General features: G+C 48.5%; 15 protein-coding genes. 6 read left to right on the top strand and 9 right to left on the bottom strand.

Translation table 11 applies throughout. The annotated features are described in order from the left end of the window. Positions 1-76: 76 nt before the first annotated feature. Complete coding sequence (locus ACYVH9_RS22990) at positions 77-3,094, top strand: S9 family peptidase (RefSeq protein ID WP_460638759.1); 3,018 nt, start codon at positions 77-79, stop codon at positions 3,092-3,094. 180 nt (positions 3,095-3,274) lie between these two features. After that, positions 3,275-4,546: a lactonase family protein gene (locus tag ACYVH9_RS22985; protein ID WP_460638758.1), complete on the top strand. Its 1,272-nt coding sequence runs from the start codon at positions 3,275-3,277 to the stop codon at positions 4,544-4,546. 81 nt (positions 4,547-4,627) lie between these two features. On the opposite strand, the gene ACYVH9_RS22980 is transcribed toward ACYVH9_RS22985, so the two are convergent. Next, positions 4,628-4,825 carry a hypothetical protein gene (locus ACYVH9_RS22980; RefSeq protein WP_460638757.1) on the bottom strand — a complete coding sequence of 66 codons (198 nt, stop codon included), beginning with the start codon at positions 4,823-4,825 and terminating at the stop codon, positions 4,628-4,630. Positions 4,826-5,722: 897 nt separating this feature from the next. Here ACYVH9_RS22980 and ACYVH9_RS22975 point away from each other — a divergent pair. The 3 genes from ACYVH9_RS22975 (at position 5,723) to glgX (ending at position 9,228) form a co-directional block, all read left to right on the top strand. Beyond that, positions 5,723-6,409, top strand: a complete 687-nt coding sequence (locus tag ACYVH9_RS22975; RefSeq protein WP_460638756.1) for an OmpA family protein — start codon at positions 5,723-5,725, stop codon at positions 6,407-6,409. 80 nt (positions 6,410-6,489) lie between these two features. Continuing rightward, entirely contained in the window at positions 6,490-6,945 is a 456-nt protein-coding gene (locus tag ACYVH9_RS22970; RefSeq protein WP_460638755.1) for a ferritin-like domain-containing protein, read from the top strand. A gap of 186 nt (positions 6,946-7,131) precedes the next feature. After that, positions 7,132-9,228, top strand: a complete 2,097-nt coding sequence (gene glgX, locus ACYVH9_RS22965; protein ID WP_460638754.1) for a glycogen debranching protein GlgX — start codon at positions 7,132-7,134, stop codon at positions 9,226-9,228. Positions 9,229-9,296: 68 nt separating this feature from the next. Here the strand turns inward: glgX and ACYVH9_RS22960 are convergent, their stop codons facing one another. The 6 genes from ACYVH9_RS22960 to ACYVH9_RS22935 all read right to left on the bottom strand — a co-directional run bounded on the left by ACYVH9_RS22960 (position 9,297) and on the right by ACYVH9_RS22935 (position 13,775). Beyond that, positions 9,297-10,022: a DUF3891 family protein gene (locus ACYVH9_RS22960; RefSeq protein ID WP_460638753.1), complete on the bottom strand. Its 726-nt coding sequence runs from the start codon at positions 10,020-10,022 to the stop codon at positions 9,297-9,299. Between the two features lie 79 nt (positions 10,023-10,101). Next, complete coding sequence (locus ACYVH9_RS22955) at positions 10,102-10,605, bottom strand: pyridoxamine 5'-phosphate oxidase family protein (protein ID WP_460638752.1); 504 nt, start codon at positions 10,603-10,605, stop codon at positions 10,102-10,104. 364 nt (positions 10,606-10,969) lie between these two features. Next, a complete protein-coding gene (locus ACYVH9_RS22950) occupies positions 10,970-11,374 on the bottom strand; it encodes a four-helix bundle copper-binding protein (protein ID WP_460638751.1) in 405 nt (134 codons plus the stop codon). Between the two features lie 39 nt (positions 11,375-11,413). After that, the gene (locus tag ACYVH9_RS22945; protein WP_460638750.1) at positions 11,414-11,608 is read right to left on the bottom strand and encodes a DUF2188 domain-containing protein; all 195 of its coding nucleotides are present in this window, start codon (positions 11,606-11,608) and stop codon (positions 11,414-11,416) included. A gap of 270 nt (positions 11,609-11,878) precedes the next feature. Beyond that, positions 11,879-13,342 (bottom strand): two-component system sensor histidine kinase NtrB, encoded by a 1,464-nt coding sequence (locus tag ACYVH9_RS22940; protein ID WP_460638749.1) that lies wholly within the window; start codon positions 13,340-13,342, stop codon positions 11,879-11,881. After that, positions 13,326-13,775: a response regulator gene (locus tag ACYVH9_RS22935; protein WP_460638748.1), complete on the bottom strand. Its 450-nt coding sequence runs from the start codon at positions 13,773-13,775 to the stop codon at positions 13,326-13,328. The genes ACYVH9_RS22940 and ACYVH9_RS22935 overlap by 17 nt, the downstream gene beginning before the upstream one ends. Positions 13,776-14,086: 311 nt before the next feature. Here ACYVH9_RS22935 and ACYVH9_RS22930 point away from each other — a divergent pair, with 311 nt between their 5' ends. Then, positions 14,087-14,716: a porin family protein gene (locus ACYVH9_RS22930; RefSeq protein ID WP_460638747.1), complete on the top strand. Its 630-nt coding sequence runs from the start codon at positions 14,087-14,089 to the stop codon at positions 14,714-14,716. A gap of 76 nt (positions 14,717-14,792) precedes the next feature. Here ACYVH9_RS22930 and ACYVH9_RS22925 read toward each other — a convergent pair whose 3' ends face one another. Both ACYVH9_RS22925 and ACYVH9_RS22920 read right to left on the bottom strand, forming a co-directional pair. Beyond that, positions 14,793-16,238 (bottom strand): sigma-54-dependent transcriptional regulator, encoded by a 1,446-nt coding sequence (locus tag ACYVH9_RS22925; protein ID WP_460638746.1) that lies wholly within the window; start codon positions 16,236-16,238, stop codon positions 14,793-14,795. Between the two features lie 48 nt (positions 16,239-16,286). Continuing rightward, positions 16,287-16,652 (bottom strand): response regulator, encoded by a 366-nt coding sequence (locus ACYVH9_RS22920; RefSeq protein WP_460638745.1) that lies wholly within the window; start codon positions 16,650-16,652, stop codon positions 16,287-16,289. Positions 16,653-17,131 lie beyond the last annotated feature (479 nt).

Below are 17,131 nucleotides of genomic sequence, written 5' to 3'. Positions count from 1 at the left end.
CAGGCTTTTTCGGCCTGTCAACGGCCTAAGTAACGCATTTTTTGTAAATTGGTAAGATTAATAATTCACTCACGTCATGCGTAACTGCGCTTTTTTCATTTTCTTCTGTACATTTTTTGCGTCCATTCCGCTGCTCGCCCAAACGCCTAAACGACCGCTGACCCACGCTGATTACGACCGCTGGCAGAATGTTCGTTTCGAAAAACACGCCAATAACGGCCAGTGGCTTTGTTACCAGATTGATCCGCAGGAAGGCGACGGCATACTGGAATTGATCCGAATTTCGGGCAAAGCGCCAAACCCGGCTACCGATAAAACCGCTGGACAACTGGAGGCAAAAACCAGTGGACCCAACGAATCGCCTGACCAGCGGATTGCGTCCTCGCTCCAAAATCAACCGGCGAAAGCGGACCAGCCATCAACCCGGCGGTATACCTTTGCCCGGGGTTACCTGGCACAGTTTACCCCCGACAGTCGGTTTCTGGTCATGCGGTTGAAAGCCCCCTATCGGCTCACCCGCGAAGCCAAAAAGAAAAAAGTAAAAGCCGATTTGTTGCCCAAAGACAGCCTGCTGGTTTTCAACCTCGAAACCGGAAACCGCATAGGCTTTGCCCATATCAAATCCTACATTTTACCGAAAGACGGCGGCTCCTGGGTCGCTATTTTGCAGGAACATCAGGAAGTAAAGGGATTAAAAAAAGACTCCTCGGCTACCAAACCGGCCAGTCGCAACCGGGCCTCCGCGTCAACGAAAAAACCAAAAGGGGATGATTTAATTTTATTGAATTTGGAAACGGGCGCGACTCAATCATTTCCGTACGTTACCTACGTAACGGTTTCGGCCAACGGCAACACCTTTTTTTACACCAAAGACGCCGTCAACGACACCCTGAAAAAAGCCGGTGTTTTCCTGTTTGATACCCAGAAGCAAAACGAAATGCTGGTGGATACCAGCTCGCAGCGAAGGGTATACAAAGGCCTGGCGATTGATAAAACCGGCACGCAACTGGCCTGGATGGCAACCGCCGACAGCGCCGAGGCCGAGGTTCGGTCGTATGCCTTGTTCTACAAACGACTGGTTCCGGCCGGGCTTCCCAAATCCCGAAACCGGAAAACCGTTCCCGTCTTTGCCGGTTTGAGCGGCCAGATGGTGGTGCTGGCCGACACCCTTACACCGGCGTATCCGAAAGGCTGGAATGTAAACGAATACCGTACGCCCACATTTTCCGAAGATGGCAAACGGCTTTATTTTGCCACCTCCATCCTACCGCCCAAGCCTATCAAAGATTCGACCCAACTGGACGAAGAACGCGTAAAAGTAGATATCTGGGGATGGAATGACCCCATTATCCAGCCCATGCAGCTTCGGCAGTTGAGACAGGAAAAGGAACGCGGTTTTCTGGCCGTTTGCGAGCTCACCACCGGTCGGGTCACCCAACTGGGCAATCGGGAAATCCCCAATGTGCAGGTTGATACCCGTTTTGATCATCCCTACTGGGTTGGAACGAGTAATTTACCGTACCAAATCAACAGCATGTGGGACCCGGGGCAATCGGATGTGTATTTAATTAACGCCCAGACGGGCCAGAACAAACTAATTGCCAACGACGCCCGGGTTTCATACGCCCAGTTGTCGCCGGGCGGGAAGTACGCCTGGTGGTACGACGAACGGGATTCGCTCTGGCGCGCCTGGTCCATTGCCGAAAGCAAACGCATTGATCTGACGCGCGGCATGGCCGTCCGTTTTTTTGACGAAGAACACGATACCCCCGATCTGCCCGGTAGCTACGGTGCCGCCGGATGGACCCCGGACGATCGGTATGTGCTGATTTACGACCGCTTCGACCTGTGGCGAATCGACCCGACAGGCCGGGAAAAAGCCGTCAATCTGACCGCTGGATTTGGCCGTAAAAACCGCATTCGGCTCCGGCGCGCCAATTTGAATCCGGAAGAGAAAGTGGTTCCCCTGACCGGCGAGCTCTGGCTGACCGGTTTTTGGGAAAAAGACAAATCGACGGGCATTCTCCGGAAATCGATGAGCGAACCAGCCGCCGAACCGGTTGTTCTCACCCAGGGTAACTACCGATTTTCTACCCTATCCAAGGCCAAGAACGCCCCCACCCTGACATTCCATAAAGGCAACTTCCGGGAGCCAATCAATCTGTATCTAACCGACACCACATTTGCCACACCCCGGCAACTGACCCGCATCAATCCGCAGCAGGACAGCATTCGCTGGGGCAGCGTTGAGCTGGTCAACTGGATCGGCAACAATGGTGTCCGGCTGGAAGGGCTGCTCTACAAACCGGAGGATTTCGATCCGACGAAAAAATACCCCATGCTGGTGTATTACTACGAGCGCAACGCCGAAACACTAAACGATTATAAAGCTCCGGCTCCCAGCCGCTCCACGATCAACATGTCTTACTGCGTTTCCAACGGCTACCTGGTTTTCGTACCAGATATCGTCTATACCACCGGTATGCCGGGTCAGAACGCTTACGACTGTATCGTTCCCGGCGTTTTGAATTTAATTGAAAAGGGGTTTGTAGACCATGACCGCATTGGGTTACAGGGACAAAGTTGGGGTGGTTACCAAACCGCCTTTCTGGTTACAAAAACCAATCTATTCAAAGCCGCGATGGCGGGGGCACCCGTGGCCAACATGACCAGTGCCTACGGCGGAATCCGCTGGGGAACGGGCATGAGCCGGATGTTTCAGTATGAAAAAACGCAGAGCCGGATTGGTGGCACCCTCTGGGACAAGCCGATGAATTACATCGAAAGCTCGCCGTTGTTTTACGCCAACCGCATTCAGACTCCGCTGCTTCTGATGGCCAATGACCAGGACGGAGCCGTGCCCTGGTACCAGAGCATTGAATTTTATTCGGCCCTTCGTCGGCTGCGCAAGCCGGCCTGGCTGCTGGTTTACAACGGCGAAGACCATAACCTGACACAACGCCATAACTCCAAAGACCTCAGTATTCGGATGTACCAGTTTTTCGATTACTACCTGAAAGATACGCCCGAACCTGCCTGGATGAAAGAAGGTCGCTCGGCGGTGGAAAAAGAACTAGGCATTATGAAGTATTGACCATTCGAAAAAACCGTTACGGCGGAGAGTCCTCTTTTCCGTAACGGTTCAATGAGTCTTCAACGGGAAACCAGTGGCAACCGAAGAAAGTAACGACCATTCGGGCCATTATTACCTAAGCTAACCGGTTTCGTCTATATTTGTATAAAACCTCCCATCCTTTAACCTTCTACTCGCTGCATGAAAAAAACGAGTTTGCTTGCCGTTGCGACCCTGCTCACCACCGGTGCCTTTGCCCAGCAGAACCCCATTCAATTTAATGCCAAAGGAATTGTTGCCCTGTCGGACGCCGATATGTCTGCTTCCGCGCTGGCAGATGGTAACTTGTACAAAAGTAAAACCGATCGCGATGTTCTGACCATCGTGAAGTTTCCGCTTGATCGAAGCGGCCAAAACATCATTACCGCTCCCATCTCCAATTCATCGGCCCTGTACGACAAAGCCGCCGTGGTAACTCCCAACGGACGGTTTGCGTTCGTACTGGAAGGCCACGGACAAATGGGCGATACGGTTTCAACGCTCAAGGAAGGATTGAAAAGCCTTCCGGCAGCGGCCCGGATGTTCATTGTTGACCTGGCTCCGGCCAAGCCGACGGCCAAGGTAGTGAGCGTGGGTAACCTGCCCACGGCGGTTACCATTAATCCGCAAGGCAATACCCTGGCCGTGGCCTCGGGCGACGCGGGCAAGGAAATGCGCCTGGTAGAAATTGACAATACGGGTACACCCAAACGGGTTATCACGGCTCCGTCGCCGGTACCGGGAGCCCGCATTACGGATCTGGTCTGGAGCCCGTCGGGTGATTTTATTGCTTACCTGATTGAAGATACACAGGAAGTGGGCCTGATGAAATACACGCTGGATGCTTCCAAAAAGCCGAATATCATTCCGCATGGCAAACCCATCAAAGTAGGTGGTCTGCCCGCTACCGGACGGTTCTCGCCCGACAGCAAATTCTTTATCGTTTCTGATATTAAAAAAAGCGCCAATGCGCAGGGCGCTGGCAAAGGCGAGATTTTTGTGCTCCAGTTCAGCACCGAAGACACGCCGGGCGAGCATAAAGTAGTTTCGCAATTAGCCGCTGGTGAAAGTGGTGAAGCCCTGACTGTCAGCCCCGATGGCTCGATGGTTGTGGTGGCCAATGCAGGACAATCATACCAACCTTTCACCAATGCTGGTTCAGGCAAAAGTTCGCTCTCGGTGTACGCCCTGGACAAAGAAGGAAAACTAACGCTGGCCAACGAATACCCGTTTAATGGCGTTTTGCCCCAAAGCATTGAATTTGATAAGGATGGTGGCGCTATTGCGGTGGCGGTTTCCGAATACCTGGATTATGGTGACCGCACCGGTGCCATTGAATTCTGGAAGGTAGTGAAAGGTGATAAACCGGCCCTGGAAAAAATGCCGGGAAAAATCAGCGTTGCCCGCGGCTGCCACACCGTACGGGTTTATTAGGTAAGAGATATGAATGAAGAGGGATGAGTTAGCCCGCCAAAAGCCACGTTCTGATGTGGCGAACTCCTCCCTCTTCATTCCTCAAGCTCTTTCCCAGCGAAATTGCTTCTTAACTTTTTTCTTGCCGCCATCGCCCTTGTCTTTTTTAAGACCTTTCCGGTCGCTGGCCATTGAAGCAGAGGCTCCATCGCCCTTGCGGTTCGACAGCCACCACGATGGGCTGTGCATCGTTCCGAAGAATGTTCCGCGGTACGTTCGCCCCCCGTGTGGGTGTTCCATCCGGACGTGGCAACTTTTTATCGGGCAATTCGAGGCCATACATCCGGTCAATAGCCAGCCACTTACCAAACACGCCCATAGGCTCCGGCGTTGTCCCATATCGATCAATAGTAAAATGCAAAAGGGACGAAAACCGTGCGGTACTTCGTCCCTTTTACTGTTGTGTGGTGAATTACCTTCCAAAAGCCAGCTCGTAACCAGCACTTACCAGATATTCAGCCACGCGGGGCCTAACTACCCAGTAAACACCGTTGTCTCCACGCAAAATCCAGTGATCATTCCCCTTTACATAGCGATTGTTGGCACAGTCAATAGCCTGCATCAACGTTTTAAACTCTGATTGGCGTGCTTCCTTTAACATCTCGGCCAAACGCGGAAACGCCAGATTCCGCCTTAATCGTAAGGTAATTGTTGAATCTCGAGAGTACATACACGTAGAGTAGACTATTCCAGAAATGGTAAAACACGTGCACAAATCAAGCCAAAATATAGTTGCTTGTAACCGTTTAGTAAAATATAGCAATAATAATTCATTATTCTTAGAGTTCTACGCTCAATAATACGAATATTTTCAGAACAGTCCTTCTCAAAACATTTATAAGGCACTAAAAAATATAATTATACGACTATTCATTGGCTAAGATGTAGAGCGCTCTCCACAAAAAAAAAATCCTGTTTCTTCCCCGCCCCACTATTTCGTTTTTTCTGCTTTTAGTTAACCTCACCAATAAATCACATCAATATACTCATTATCAAAGTTTTATATAACATTTAGCTACTTCTCTCTCTTATTAAATTTGCAAATGGTACAGCTTTTGGCACGGTTAAGTTAAACCAATAGTTACAATCACTATGGACAGGCACAGCCAATCTTTCACAACTATTAAGATCAGAGCAGTGGCACTTGTGTTAGCTGGAAGCATTCTTGCGACAGATGCATTGACTGGATGTAAATCAATCAGAGAAAAAACAAACAAAACGCAACGAGGAGCCGTCATCGGTGCGGGCGCAGGAGCTGTTGCAGGCGGTTTAATTGGCCGCAAATCGGGGAACACCGCCGTTGGTGCCATTCTGGGTGCCACAGTGGGCGGGGCCGCCGGTGCCCTCATTGGGCGTCATATGGACAAACAAGCCGAAGAGTTGCGTCGGCGACTTGAAAATGCCCGCGTGGAGCGGATTGGCGAGGGGATCAAAATAACCTTTGATTCTGACTTTCTTTTCGACGTAGATAAAGCAAATCTCAAGTCAGCTAACCGGGACAATATCACCAAGCTGGCTGAAACGCTAAAAAAATACGAAGACACCGAAGTCCTGATCGAAGGCCATGCTGACAACACAGGCTCGGAAGAACACAATCTGAAGCTATCGGAGCGACGGGCCAAAACCGTAGCGAATATTTTGCAATCAGCGGGCGTTAAAGGAAACCGTCTGATTGAGAAAGGCTACGGCGAAAGTCAGCCGGTTGCCGATAACGAAAGTGTAGCCGGTCGCCAGCAAAACCGTCGGGTGGAAGTGGCCATCTACGCCGATAAAAAACTTCGGAAAGCCGCCGAGCGCGGTACCATCGGTAGCATTAACACCTAACCGAGCGAACGGGAAAACACAATTCTTCATCTTCAGTTATACCTAAAAAAATTATTCACTTTTTGAAAGTTAAAAACGTTATGGAAACAGGAATCACAAACGGCGAGATTCTGGATCGCTTGAACACACTCCTAATGCGTACCCGCGATGGAGAGAGGGGCTATCAGGAAGCAGCCGAAAATGCCAAAGATACCGAACTGAAAAGTCTCTTCCTGGCTCAGTCGCGGCAGCGGGGTGAATTTGCAGCCGAGCTGGATCGCGAAGTCAGAACCCTCGGTGGCGATCCGGAAACCAGCACCAGCCTAACCGCGGATTTGCACCGAGCCTGGATCAACATTAAAACAACCTTTACGGGCAATGACGACAAAGCCGTGGTGGAGGAATGCAAACGGGGCGACGGACAGGCATTGGATGATTACCAGGAGATTCTGAAAAGCACCAGCCTGATGGCCAGTACCCGCGAATTGCTTCTCCGTCAGAAAGAGCGGATCGAATCCGCCCACGCGTCAATGTCGCGGCTGGCCAGTGTCGTATAGTACTTAGCGTACCTTTTGCAAAAGTCTAGGATTTGGCCAAATCCTAGACTTTTTTTTAGATTCAAAACAATCCCAATCAACTAGCAGTTGATTGCTTAACCGGATGTAAAGGGACCATATAGTGTAGGAAGACCTCATTTTAGTAACAAAATTCCTTTTTTACCATCCGGTCATTAATTATCAAACATGGACTCCACAAATACTGTAGAAAACCCGGAAGAAATTCGTTCCAGACCGGGTAAACCTTATCCCTTGGGCGCAACCTGGGATGGCGAAGGCGTTAATTTTGCTCTCTTTAGTGAAAATGCAACGGGCGTAACTTTGTGCTTTTTTGATGCTGATGACCCGACGAAGGAAACTCAGCGCATCGCATTGACTGAACGCACCGAGCAGATCTGGCATATTTATTTAGAGGCCGTTCAGCCGGGGCAATTGTATGGCTACCGGGTTGAAGGCCCCTTTGAACCAGCCCGGGGCTTGGTTTTTAACCCGAATAAATTACTGCTGGACCCTTACGCTAAGGCCATCAGCGGCCCAATTGAGAGCCATTTGGCTCAGCTAGGATTCGACCCTAATAATCAGGATGAAAATCGCTACTCAGAGCCCCAGAACGACGATAGCGCGCCGTATGTGCCTAAATCAGTCGTCATCGACTCTGCATTCGATTGGGAAGACGACCAACGTCCGGATATTCCGCTCAGCCGTACTGTTGTCTATGAAATGCACGTAAAGGGTTTTACCAAGCAACACCCGGACCTGGACGAAACCATTCGTGGAACCTACGCTGCACTGGGCAGCCCGGAGATTACGGCTTACCTCCAATCGCTCGGCATAACAACGGTTGAATTGATGCCTATTCACCAGTTTACTGGCGAAAGCTATTGGGGCTATAATTCCATAGGCTATTTTGCTCCCCATAGCGAATACGCATCAAAAGGTGTGATTGGCCATGCCGTAACCGAATTCAAGGAAATGGTTAAGGCGCTGCACAAAGCAGGGATCGAAGTCGTTCTGGACGTTGTTTATAACCATACAGCCGAAGGAAACCAGCACGGTCCTACCCTTTCGTTCCGGGGCATCGACAATCCGGCCTATTACTGGCTGGTAGAGGGTGACGAAACGTTTTATATGGACTATACCGGAACCGGCAACACGCTGAATATGAATCACCCCCGTACGCTGCAACTGGTTATGGACAGCCTACGGTACTGGGTGACGGAGATGCACGTCGACGGTTTTCGATTTGACCTGGCCACGGCACTGGCCCAGAGCCTGACAGCGGCCGGTCAGTTATCCTCATTTCTGGAAACCATCCAGCAGGACCCGGTTTTGTCGCAGGTGAAACTAATTGCCGAACCCTGGGATATTCAATCCTACCAGGTCGGAAACTTTCCCGTTAACTGGTCGGAATGGAACGGTAAATACCGTGACTGCGTCCGCGCCTTCTGGAAGGGCGACCCGGTAGCGGGGGAACTGGCAATGCGTATTCTGGGGAGCCCGGATCTGTACAACGATGGCCGTCAACCCGGTAACAGCGTAAACATGATTACTGCTCACGACGGTTTTACACTTAACGACCTGGTTAGCTACAACGACAAACACAACGACGCGAACGGGGAAGAAAACCGCGACGGCGCGAATGACAACCGGAGTTGGAACATGGGGGCTGAAGGGCCTACCGATGACGAAACGATTGTTCTGGCCCGCGAACAGCAAAAACGGAATTTTCTGGCAACGCTCCTGTTGAGCCAGGGAACCCCCATGCTGCTGATGGGCGACGAATGCAGCCGGACACAACAAGGCAACAACAACGCCTATGCACAGGACAACGAAATTAGCTGGTTTAACTGGGAATGGACGGCCGATCAGCAGTCGCTGTTTGACTTCACACGCCAGTTAACGGATTTGCGTCGGGAAATCCCGCTACTACGTCGGCGGAAATTTTACCAGGACAACGAAGTAACCTGGCTTCGTGTCGACGGACACCCTATGACGGATGAGAACTGGAATGACGGAATTACGCGGTGTCTGGGGTTGTTAATCGATGGCAGCAACGTGGATGAGCAAGACGAAAATGGAGACCCCATTGGTGACAATACGCGACTGCTGATTCTTTTCAACTCTTTCTGGGAACCGCTGGAGTTCAAGATTCCCAAAGTTGGTCGGAAACACAAATGGCAGGTCTTGGTCAATACGGCTCAGAATATAGAAACGCCTAACGAAGTTTCGGCCCGGGATGCCTTCGAGCTTCAGGCCCGTTCAATGGTCCTGCTGAAAATGTAACGAATTCCTAAGGTCAAGTAGTGATAAGGGGTGAAGAGATTCTAGTCAGTCTCTTCATCCCTTATCCTTTATTGCTTAAATATCCACATCTTCTCTTCAATAGGCGCCTGCTGGATGAATTCGTACAGCTCGGCATCATTTTTAAAACTAAGCTGGTGTACTTGATACGCTTCCACCTGAAGCGAAAATTCAGGGCTATCGAACGGCCACGGATCCACACCAATTGATTGGTCCGGTCGCTGAAATATAAAATAAATAACCCCATCCGGCCCTGGGCTTATTTCGAGTCGGCGTCCCTTCTCGGGCAGGCGGTCCAGGCAAAGAATAAGCGATAACGCATCGCACCATTGCACAAACCCGTAGGCATATGTTGCTTCTTCTTTTGTAACCTGAAGTTGCCTCCTCCAGGTCTTTTGATTCTGTTGCTGCTGCTGCAGAAACTGCGCCATATCGGCGCTTTTTTCTTCCAGCGCTTCATACAAAAAGGTGGCATGCATGGAAACCATCAGGGCGTTCCAACGACTTTTTTCCAATGCAATTTCGATCATCCGCTTCGCCTGCCCTACGGAGTATACTTCAATTCGAAAATCCATTGGTGCACCCGCTTCCGTCAGGTGGTTTTTTCCTTCCCAAGGGTCCTGGCCGTCGTCGTGTTCTGTCAATGCCACCAAGGTTTCAATCCAGCGTAAGGTTCTTTTTTCCGGTTGCCAGTGGGTGGCAATTTTAACGGCCAGCAAACCATGTGCCTGCTGGTGAATCAGTTCCCAGCCAAAATCTTTGCTCTTAACAATCATACGTTTCCTCGATCAGTCTATAAAAAATGCCGATCTGTAGGACCGGCATTTTCACATTTAGTTTATTGCGAAGTATGTCTTAGCGGTTTTCAACCAGCTTGTTTTCACCTTCTTTGTAAGTATCGCCCGTCAGGGCGGCACGGGCCATTTCAAACAACCGAACCATCCGGCTGGACGTAGAATCCCAGTACTCGGCGGTTTCTGTACGGACCTTCAAGATTGACAACGATGGATCGTCTTTTCCTTCCGGAAACCATGGTTTAGCCATTGGCGACCATAACTCTTCAATTTTAGCCCGATCCTGGAGCTCTTCCGCCGTACCACTTACGGAGACATAGGATGCATCAGAAACATCTGAAAAGGCAACATTAACTTTGTAATTTCTATCGATCTGCTCCGTTTTTGGCGAATGTTCTTTCGTCAAAAACCATAAACTTCCATCAGGGTCTACCTGCATAACGGCCATCGGGCGGCTAACCAGATTTCCATTTTCATCCTGGGTTGTCAGCATACCAATCCGAATACTGTTGATTAGCTTACTAACTTTTTCCATGCCTTCATTCCGTTCTTCTGTTGTTTCCATAATGTTGATGATTGATCTAAAAGTAGAGAGCCGATTGAGTAAGGTTGTACCAGACTCAACCGGCCTTTTCCGGTACAATATCTATAAACGGTGCCAGTTACCCAGTTTAGGTCTTCATCCGTTTCGACATCCCGTCAATCTGATGCAGTTAGCTATGGTCAGATTCTGAGGTATCTTCCACGTAGGTAATTCACAGTCAGTTTACGTTTTAGTTCCAGCGTTGCTTAACCGGATTGTTTTGGTATCTGATACACGTTTCTCGGCTACACGTTACTGACAGAACTTTCCAACGACCGATGGCCCAGCCGGTACAAAACCAGCACCGTTTTTATTAGTTTCTACACGTTTAAAACAGACAATCGAATTAGTTGTAGATCATCTCCTGACGGCCAAGCGCCACAAACAACGTTTTCGATGTCTCAGATTCACTTTCGGGGTGCAATCCCATTTCCAGAATGGCCATGCAGACCCGGATGCATTGGCGGCAAACAGACGCAATCTGGCAAGCCCGATCGGCGCTCATCTGCTCGCATTCTTCGGCGCATTTTTCGCAAACCTCAATGCAGGTCCGTGCCAACAATCTTGTGTTTTCAGAACCCCGAACGTACAGAACCGCAACCTGACGACAGAGATCGGCACAATCCAGACTCAGGAAGATGCAGCGGTACAAATCTTCAATATCTTGTTGGCGTGAACATTCTGTTGCATATTCGTCACAAGCCGTTGCACAGGATACGAGCGTATCGTAAATGTTTTTTTTCCAGATCATAACCCTATAATTATTGATGGTTGAGTAATAATGGTTAGCTTAATTAAAACCGCCGGATTCAATAAATCGCTGGCGCGCCCACATTCGTGCTTCACTTATACTGGTCGAAATAACTTCCTTTTTTTCAGGTCCTCCTTTTTCCAGCATCGAGTTAGCAATTTCAATCGCCTTTGCTCGAACACTGGGAGGTAGCGAACGCATCGCTGCGGGAAAATGGGTGGGATTCCAGAACATCTTCATCTATCGCTTGTTGATGCCAATTGTATTGAGATAATTATGCCATTTTTGATGCTGCTTTAGTCTCGCAATTTATCAGATGATAACCAGTTGACGATCAGCACATATGCATCCGTCATTCTTCTTAAAATACAACACCAATTGCCAATGGTTTCAACACGAGTGTAGAATCGCCCCTCCCCATTGTGTAAGAATATCTACAGCTGTGGGCATAAAAAAGCCCCCGGAGTTCCGGGGGCTTCACAATATTCTGATGAACATTTGATACTATTTTGGAAAGATGAGGTGAAAAGTTGTACCGACGCCAATTTGGCTTTCCACTTCAATCGATCCCCGGTGGCTGTTGATAATATTCTGCGTTGTGGTCAGGCCGAGCCCCATCCCACCCTGCTTGCCCGTAAAAAAGGGATCAAAAAGCCGCTGACGGTTTTCTTCCGAAATACCGGAGCCGTTGTCCTGTACACTAACCATAACGGCACGTTCATGCAACGGAACCGTTCTGACCGTCAGAACGCCGGTCATCTCCTTCATCGCTTCAACGGCGTTGATCAAAATATTCAACAAAGCCGTTTTAAACTGCTCTTTATCCAGCGGCACCGCGCTTGCTTCCGGCGTAAAATCGGTGATCAGTTTCATTCCTTTCAACTGCAACCGGTCATGCACCAAATGAAGTGTTTCGCGTACAGCTTCGTTCAGATCGTACGGTATCAACTCCAGCTCGCGGGGTTTCGACGAGTTCAGCATTTCGGTGATGAGCTGGCCAATCCGATCGGCATTTCGCTTGATGATGTTGATATAAAGCGACAATCCCGGATCATCAGCAGGCAGATCTTCCTTCAGTTGCTCAAGTGCCAGATGCAGGTTGGTCAACGGATTGCGTACCTCATGGGCGATACTGCGGGCTATCTGGCCGGTCATACTCAGCTTTTCGGCCACTAGCAAATCCCGTTGCGCCTTTTTCTGTTGAGTTACATCCCGCACAATAGCCTGATACCAGGTCGGCACGCCCGCTTTGTCTGGAATAGCTACCACCGAGAAAAGGCAGTCAATTTTTTTCCCTTCCCTGTTCAGCAGCAGCACTTCCGTATCTTTGACCTGCTCGTATTCTTCGGCCTGTAAGCGCAGCTGATCGTATACTTCCGGTTTTTCAAACAATTCCCGGATGCCGATCTGTCGCAATTCCGCGTCGGAATAACCAGTCAGCTTCTCCAGGGCCGGGTTGATTTCCTGAAACTCAAACTTTCGATCGGTAATAAAAATAGCGTCGCTCGAACGCTCGAACAATGAGCGATACCGGTTTTCTTTTTCGGCCAGCTCACCCATTACGGATGCCTGGCGCAATGCATACCGAATGCTCCGACCAAGTAGCTGGGCATCAATGCGGCCTTTGACCAGATAATCAGCAGCGCCCAGTTTCAACGCCGAATAATCGACTTCCAGGTCATCTTGCCCCGTGAGCAGAATCATAGGAGTCTGAAAACCGGCGCTGAAAGCTTCCTGTATCAGTTCGATCCCGGTGCGTTCGCCCAGCCGATAATCCACCAGGTACACATCGTATGAATTTTCGTAAATACGCCCTAAGGCTGCGTTGAAATCACTAACCCAGTCAAGTTGGATATTGGCATTATCCCGGGTCGAAATCAATGATTTTGTCAGCACAAAATCGTCTTCGTCGTCCTCAACCAATAGAACCCGGATAGGCTTCTCCGACAGTTCATCGGGTTGAGTCATCAGGTAAGGAAACGGTGTCAATCCAGTATTTTTTTATGGTGTTGGTTATATCAAGTAATGTACTGAAATCAAACGGTTTGGAGATATAAGAACTTACACCCAGGTCGTACGTTCGCAGGATATCTTCTTCTGCCGTCGATGTCGTTAATACAACGACCGGAATTTGCCGGAATTGCTCATTGGCCTTGATTTCGCGCAGTGCCTGGATGCCATTTTTACGGGGCATGTTCAAATCCAGGATGATCAGACTAGGTCGCAGGGCTGTTTCGTAAGAACCGCGCTGGTGCAGAAAGTCCAGCAACTCTTCCCCGTCTTCCACAAAATACAGGTCCGATTGCAGATTACATTCGCGGAAAGCCTGCTCGATCAACATGCGGTCATCAGCATCATCATCAGCAATCAATATACTGGTTCTATAAACCCTCGTTGACATTCCTATGGTGTATGATTAAAAATCCCCTGCTCCTATAGCATTCGACACAACAACTGGCTCCTTCATTACAGGAACACGTTTGGTTCCCAGGTGTTTGAATGATAGCCAAAAATTCTATTCAAGCTCTTCCACAATTTGAGCATTATCTTCCACAAAATAAAAAGGGAATACGTAAAAAAGTGATTTTCAATTTTCCATCAAATTCTCCCTAACTCCCTATAAAATAAAGCCTTACTCTACATTTCAGTAGTTTAACCACCCATTTGGCACGCATTTATCAACAAATGGGTAGACCAAATCCAGATTGATTTATGAAAAGTCCGATTGTTAAATGGCTTCTTGCTTCAGCGATTGTCACATCCGCAACGGTTTTTAACGCTTCCGCCCAAACTACGCCCCGAACTGGTATCAAAGGCGGGTTAAATGCCAGTACACTTTATCTGGATAATGTGGATGATCGCAATGAGCGAATTGGTTTTCACGTCGGCGTCTTTACGCAAATACCGGTAACGGGTTTCTTTGCCATCCAACCTGAACTTCAATACACAACCAAAGGTGTTTCAGCGCGCTATAACCTGCTCGGATCCCGGGGCCGAAATTCGTTCAACCTGAATTATGTCGAGCTGCCGGTGCTGGCAACGTTCAAACTAGGAAACGCCGTTGATTTGCAAGCCGGTCCGTACGCATCGTACCTCATTAATTCAAGAGTCAAAACGGAAGGCGACCTAGGCTCTGATTACCGCGACTTCAACCGGGACAACTTTAACAAGTTTGACTACGGTATTGCGGGCGGCCTGAACATTTACTTCGGCACAGCCATGCTTGGTTTGCGCTACGGCCAGGGGCTGCAACCCGTCGCCAACGACGGAGCTGCCCGGCTTTTGATGGGCCGCGCCAAAAATGCCGTCGCGCAGGTTTCATTGGGTTTTACCATAAAATAAAGCTTCTGCCTACTTTTAATCAACAAGGGGTAAAACGTATGTCTTACCCCTTGTTGATTAAAAGTAATATTTTGATCTAGAGATGGATGTCATACGCTTTCAATTTATTGTAAAGCGTTTTTCGGTCGATATTGAGTACTTCTGCGGCTTTTGTTTTGTTGTAACCCGTCTTCTCAAGCACTTTTATTATGGCAGCCCGTTCGGCGTTTTCAGAGACCGACTTGAGGTTATTAGCCGGTGTCACCGTCGAAACCGTTGAACCGCTTTCCTCCATAACGTAAGTAGGCGAGATGATTTCATACGGCAGGCAATCCAATGTAATGGTATCGCCCTGCGCTAGCAAAACCGCCCGTTTAACAACATTCTGAATTTCGCGCAGGTTACCGTGCCAATAATATTCCTTCAGCTTGTCCTTTACCTCATCGTCAAATTCCTGAACATTTTTTTCGAGTTGCTCATTGGCGATTTCCAGAAAATGTTCAGCAAACAGAATGATGTCAGCTTTACGTTCCCGCAGTGGCACGAGTTCAATCCGGAACTCGTCCAAACGGTGAAAAATATCTTCCCGAAAACGGCCCTGGCGCACGGCTTCGCGCAAATCTTCATTTGTAGCTACCAGAATTCGGACATCAACAAGAATATCCGTGTTGCTACCAATGCGCCTGATTTTTCGCTCCTGTAGAACACGCAGCAACTTAATCTGGTTTTCGTACGAAAGATTGCCTATTTCGTCCAGAAACAACGTTCCGCCGTTGGCGTATTCAAAGCTACCCATTTTATCGGATGTCGCTCCCGTAAATGAGCCTTTGGTGTGCCCAAACAACTCACTGCCAGCCAATTCTTTCGTCAAAGCCCCGCAATCAATGGCGACAAACGGCTTACCGGCACGCTTGCTTTTCTGATGAATGGCGTTAGCGACAAACTCTTTGCCCGTTCCCGTTTCGCCGGTAATAATAACCGACATATTGGTTGGCGCAATAAGTTCGATGTGCTTTTGAAGCATTTCGGCGGCCCGGCTTTTTCCGAAAATAAAGCGTTTGCCTCCGCTGGTGATGGCAGCATTTTTTGACGAACGGGGAGCTGATTTTACCGGACTAACTTCTGGTTCTTCCTCCTCAACAAATTCTGAATGACTATCCACAAGTGATGCCTTTTGCTGGCTTCGCCGATCGAGCGCACTCTTGATGGTGTACAGAATTTCATCCGGATACAGCGGCTTGGTTACATAGTCATAAGCACCATGTTTTACCGTCTGCACCGCCATACGTACATCAGAATAGCCGGTGATGATAATCACCGCCGTGGTGGGGTCAAAGATTTTTATACGACGCAGCATTTCCAAACCGTCGATGTCTGGCAGTTTGAAATCGCAGATAACCAGTTCAAACGGTTCTTTTCGCAGAAGAGTTAAGGCGTCATCTCCTCGTTGAACAGATGCCGTCTTATATCCTTGTTTTGACAAAAAGCGTTCTAAAAGCAGGCATATATCCGTATTATCGTCAACGATTAAGATTCTTTCCATACAGGGACAGTTACAGTGTCCGATTACTAAATGAAGGGATAAAGTTAACTAAACTTGGATATATTGTAAAGCTTGTTCGATGGTCTTCCGATTAAAAGGCTTGCCGATAAAATAATCAGCTCCCTCCTGCGAAGCGCGTTTGCGTTCCGCAAGCCCATCAAAGGCACTGATCATTATTACCTTTGTATTGGGTTCTACGATTCGGATGTGTGATAAAAGCTCAAAACCTACTCCGTCGGGCAGGCTCAAATCCAGAAATACGGCATCATACGCTTGCTGAGCCAGGCGTTGTCGTCCTTCTTCCAGAAAATTCGCGCAGGTTGGCTGGTAACCCATTTGTTTTAATAAACCTGACAATAAAAGACAAATATCTGCTTCATCATCTACGATGAGTACCTTCTTTGTATTGGTCATGTTTGTTATTACCGGCTTAAATTGATTCCCGGTTTGCCAGCCCCTCATCCTTTCCACTGTTGATTTCCGTTTATCATCCTATTAAAAAGCTACATCAACATATACCTATAGATAATAGTGTGCCTAATTTTTCATATTACCCAAAAAACCGCCTGGCAGACGATAATAAGAGCTTATTGATTTGTTCAGCGCCGAAAAAGACGGTTTGATGAGGAGGCTAGACCGGAGAAAATAATTTCATATCTTATAAGAAGAGATGTATTTTTTCCACACAATATTCTACACCTGTAGAAACAATTCCCCACCTCACGCAAATCTACTTAATCAGACACCTATCAACTCATCATCATTTTTCCAGGAATGTTCCTAATTAAAACTCAATTATTGTATTTTTTAATGGAACCCTGGGGGGCAGTAAATTTCTGGCATAACATTTTCTAATGCATTGCTACATAAGCAGTGATTGTATTAACATTTCA

It is taken from the genome of Larkinella harenae (assembly GCF_054780515.1).
This window is presented reverse-complemented; position numbering and strand designations above follow the sequence as displayed.

What these genes read in the sequence shown, in the direction of transcription:
- ACYVH9_RS22950 (WP_460638751.1), bottom strand. Translation starts at nt 11,374, where the DNA reads ATGATCTGGAAAAAAAACATTTACGATACGCTCGTATCCTGTGCAACG.
- glgX (WP_460638754.1), top strand. Translation starts at nt 7,132, where the DNA reads ATGGACTCCACAAATACTGTAGAAAACCCGGAAGAAATTCGTTCCAGA.
- ACYVH9_RS22970 (WP_460638755.1), top strand. Translation starts at nt 6,490, where the DNA reads ATGGAAACAGGAATCACAAACGGCGAGATTCTGGATCGCTTGAACACA.
- ACYVH9_RS22985 (WP_460638758.1), top strand. Translation starts at nt 3,275, where the DNA reads ATGAAAAAAACGAGTTTGCTTGCCGTTGCGACCCTGCTCACCACCGGT.
- ACYVH9_RS22955 (WP_460638752.1), bottom strand. Translation starts at nt 10,605, where the DNA reads ATGGAAACAACAGAAGAACGGAATGAAGGCATGGAAAAAGTTAGTAAG.
- ACYVH9_RS22960 (WP_460638753.1), bottom strand. Translation starts at nt 10,022, where the DNA reads ATGATTGTTAAGAGCAAAGATTTTGGCTGGGAACTGATTCACCAGCAG.
- ACYVH9_RS22940 (WP_460638749.1), bottom strand. Translation starts at nt 13,342, where the DNA reads ATGACTCAACCCGATGAACTGTCGGAGAAGCCTATCCGGGTTCTATTG.
- ACYVH9_RS22935 (WP_460638748.1), bottom strand. Translation starts at nt 13,775, where the DNA reads ATGTCAACGAGGGTTTATAGAACCAGTATATTGATTGCTGATGATGAT.
- ACYVH9_RS22990 (WP_460638759.1), top strand. Translation starts at nt 77, where the DNA reads ATGCGTAACTGCGCTTTTTTCATTTTCTTCTGTACATTTTTTGCGTCC.
- ACYVH9_RS22945 (WP_460638750.1), bottom strand. Translation starts at nt 11,608, where the DNA reads ATGTTCTGGAATCCCACCCATTTTCCCGCAGCGATGCGTTCGCTACCT.
- ACYVH9_RS22920 (WP_460638745.1), bottom strand. Translation starts at nt 16,652, where the DNA reads ATGACCAATACAAAGAAGGTACTCATCGTAGATGATGAAGCAGATATT.
- ACYVH9_RS22925 (WP_460638746.1), bottom strand. Translation starts at nt 16,238, where the DNA reads ATGGAAAGAATCTTAATCGTTGACGATAATACGGATATATGCCTGCTT.
- ACYVH9_RS22980 (WP_460638757.1), bottom strand. Translation starts at nt 4,825, where the DNA reads ATGGAACACCCACACGGGGGGCGAACGTACCGCGGAACATTCTTCGGA.
- ACYVH9_RS22930 (WP_460638747.1), top strand. Translation starts at nt 14,087, where the DNA reads ATGAAAAGTCCGATTGTTAAATGGCTTCTTGCTTCAGCGATTGTCACA.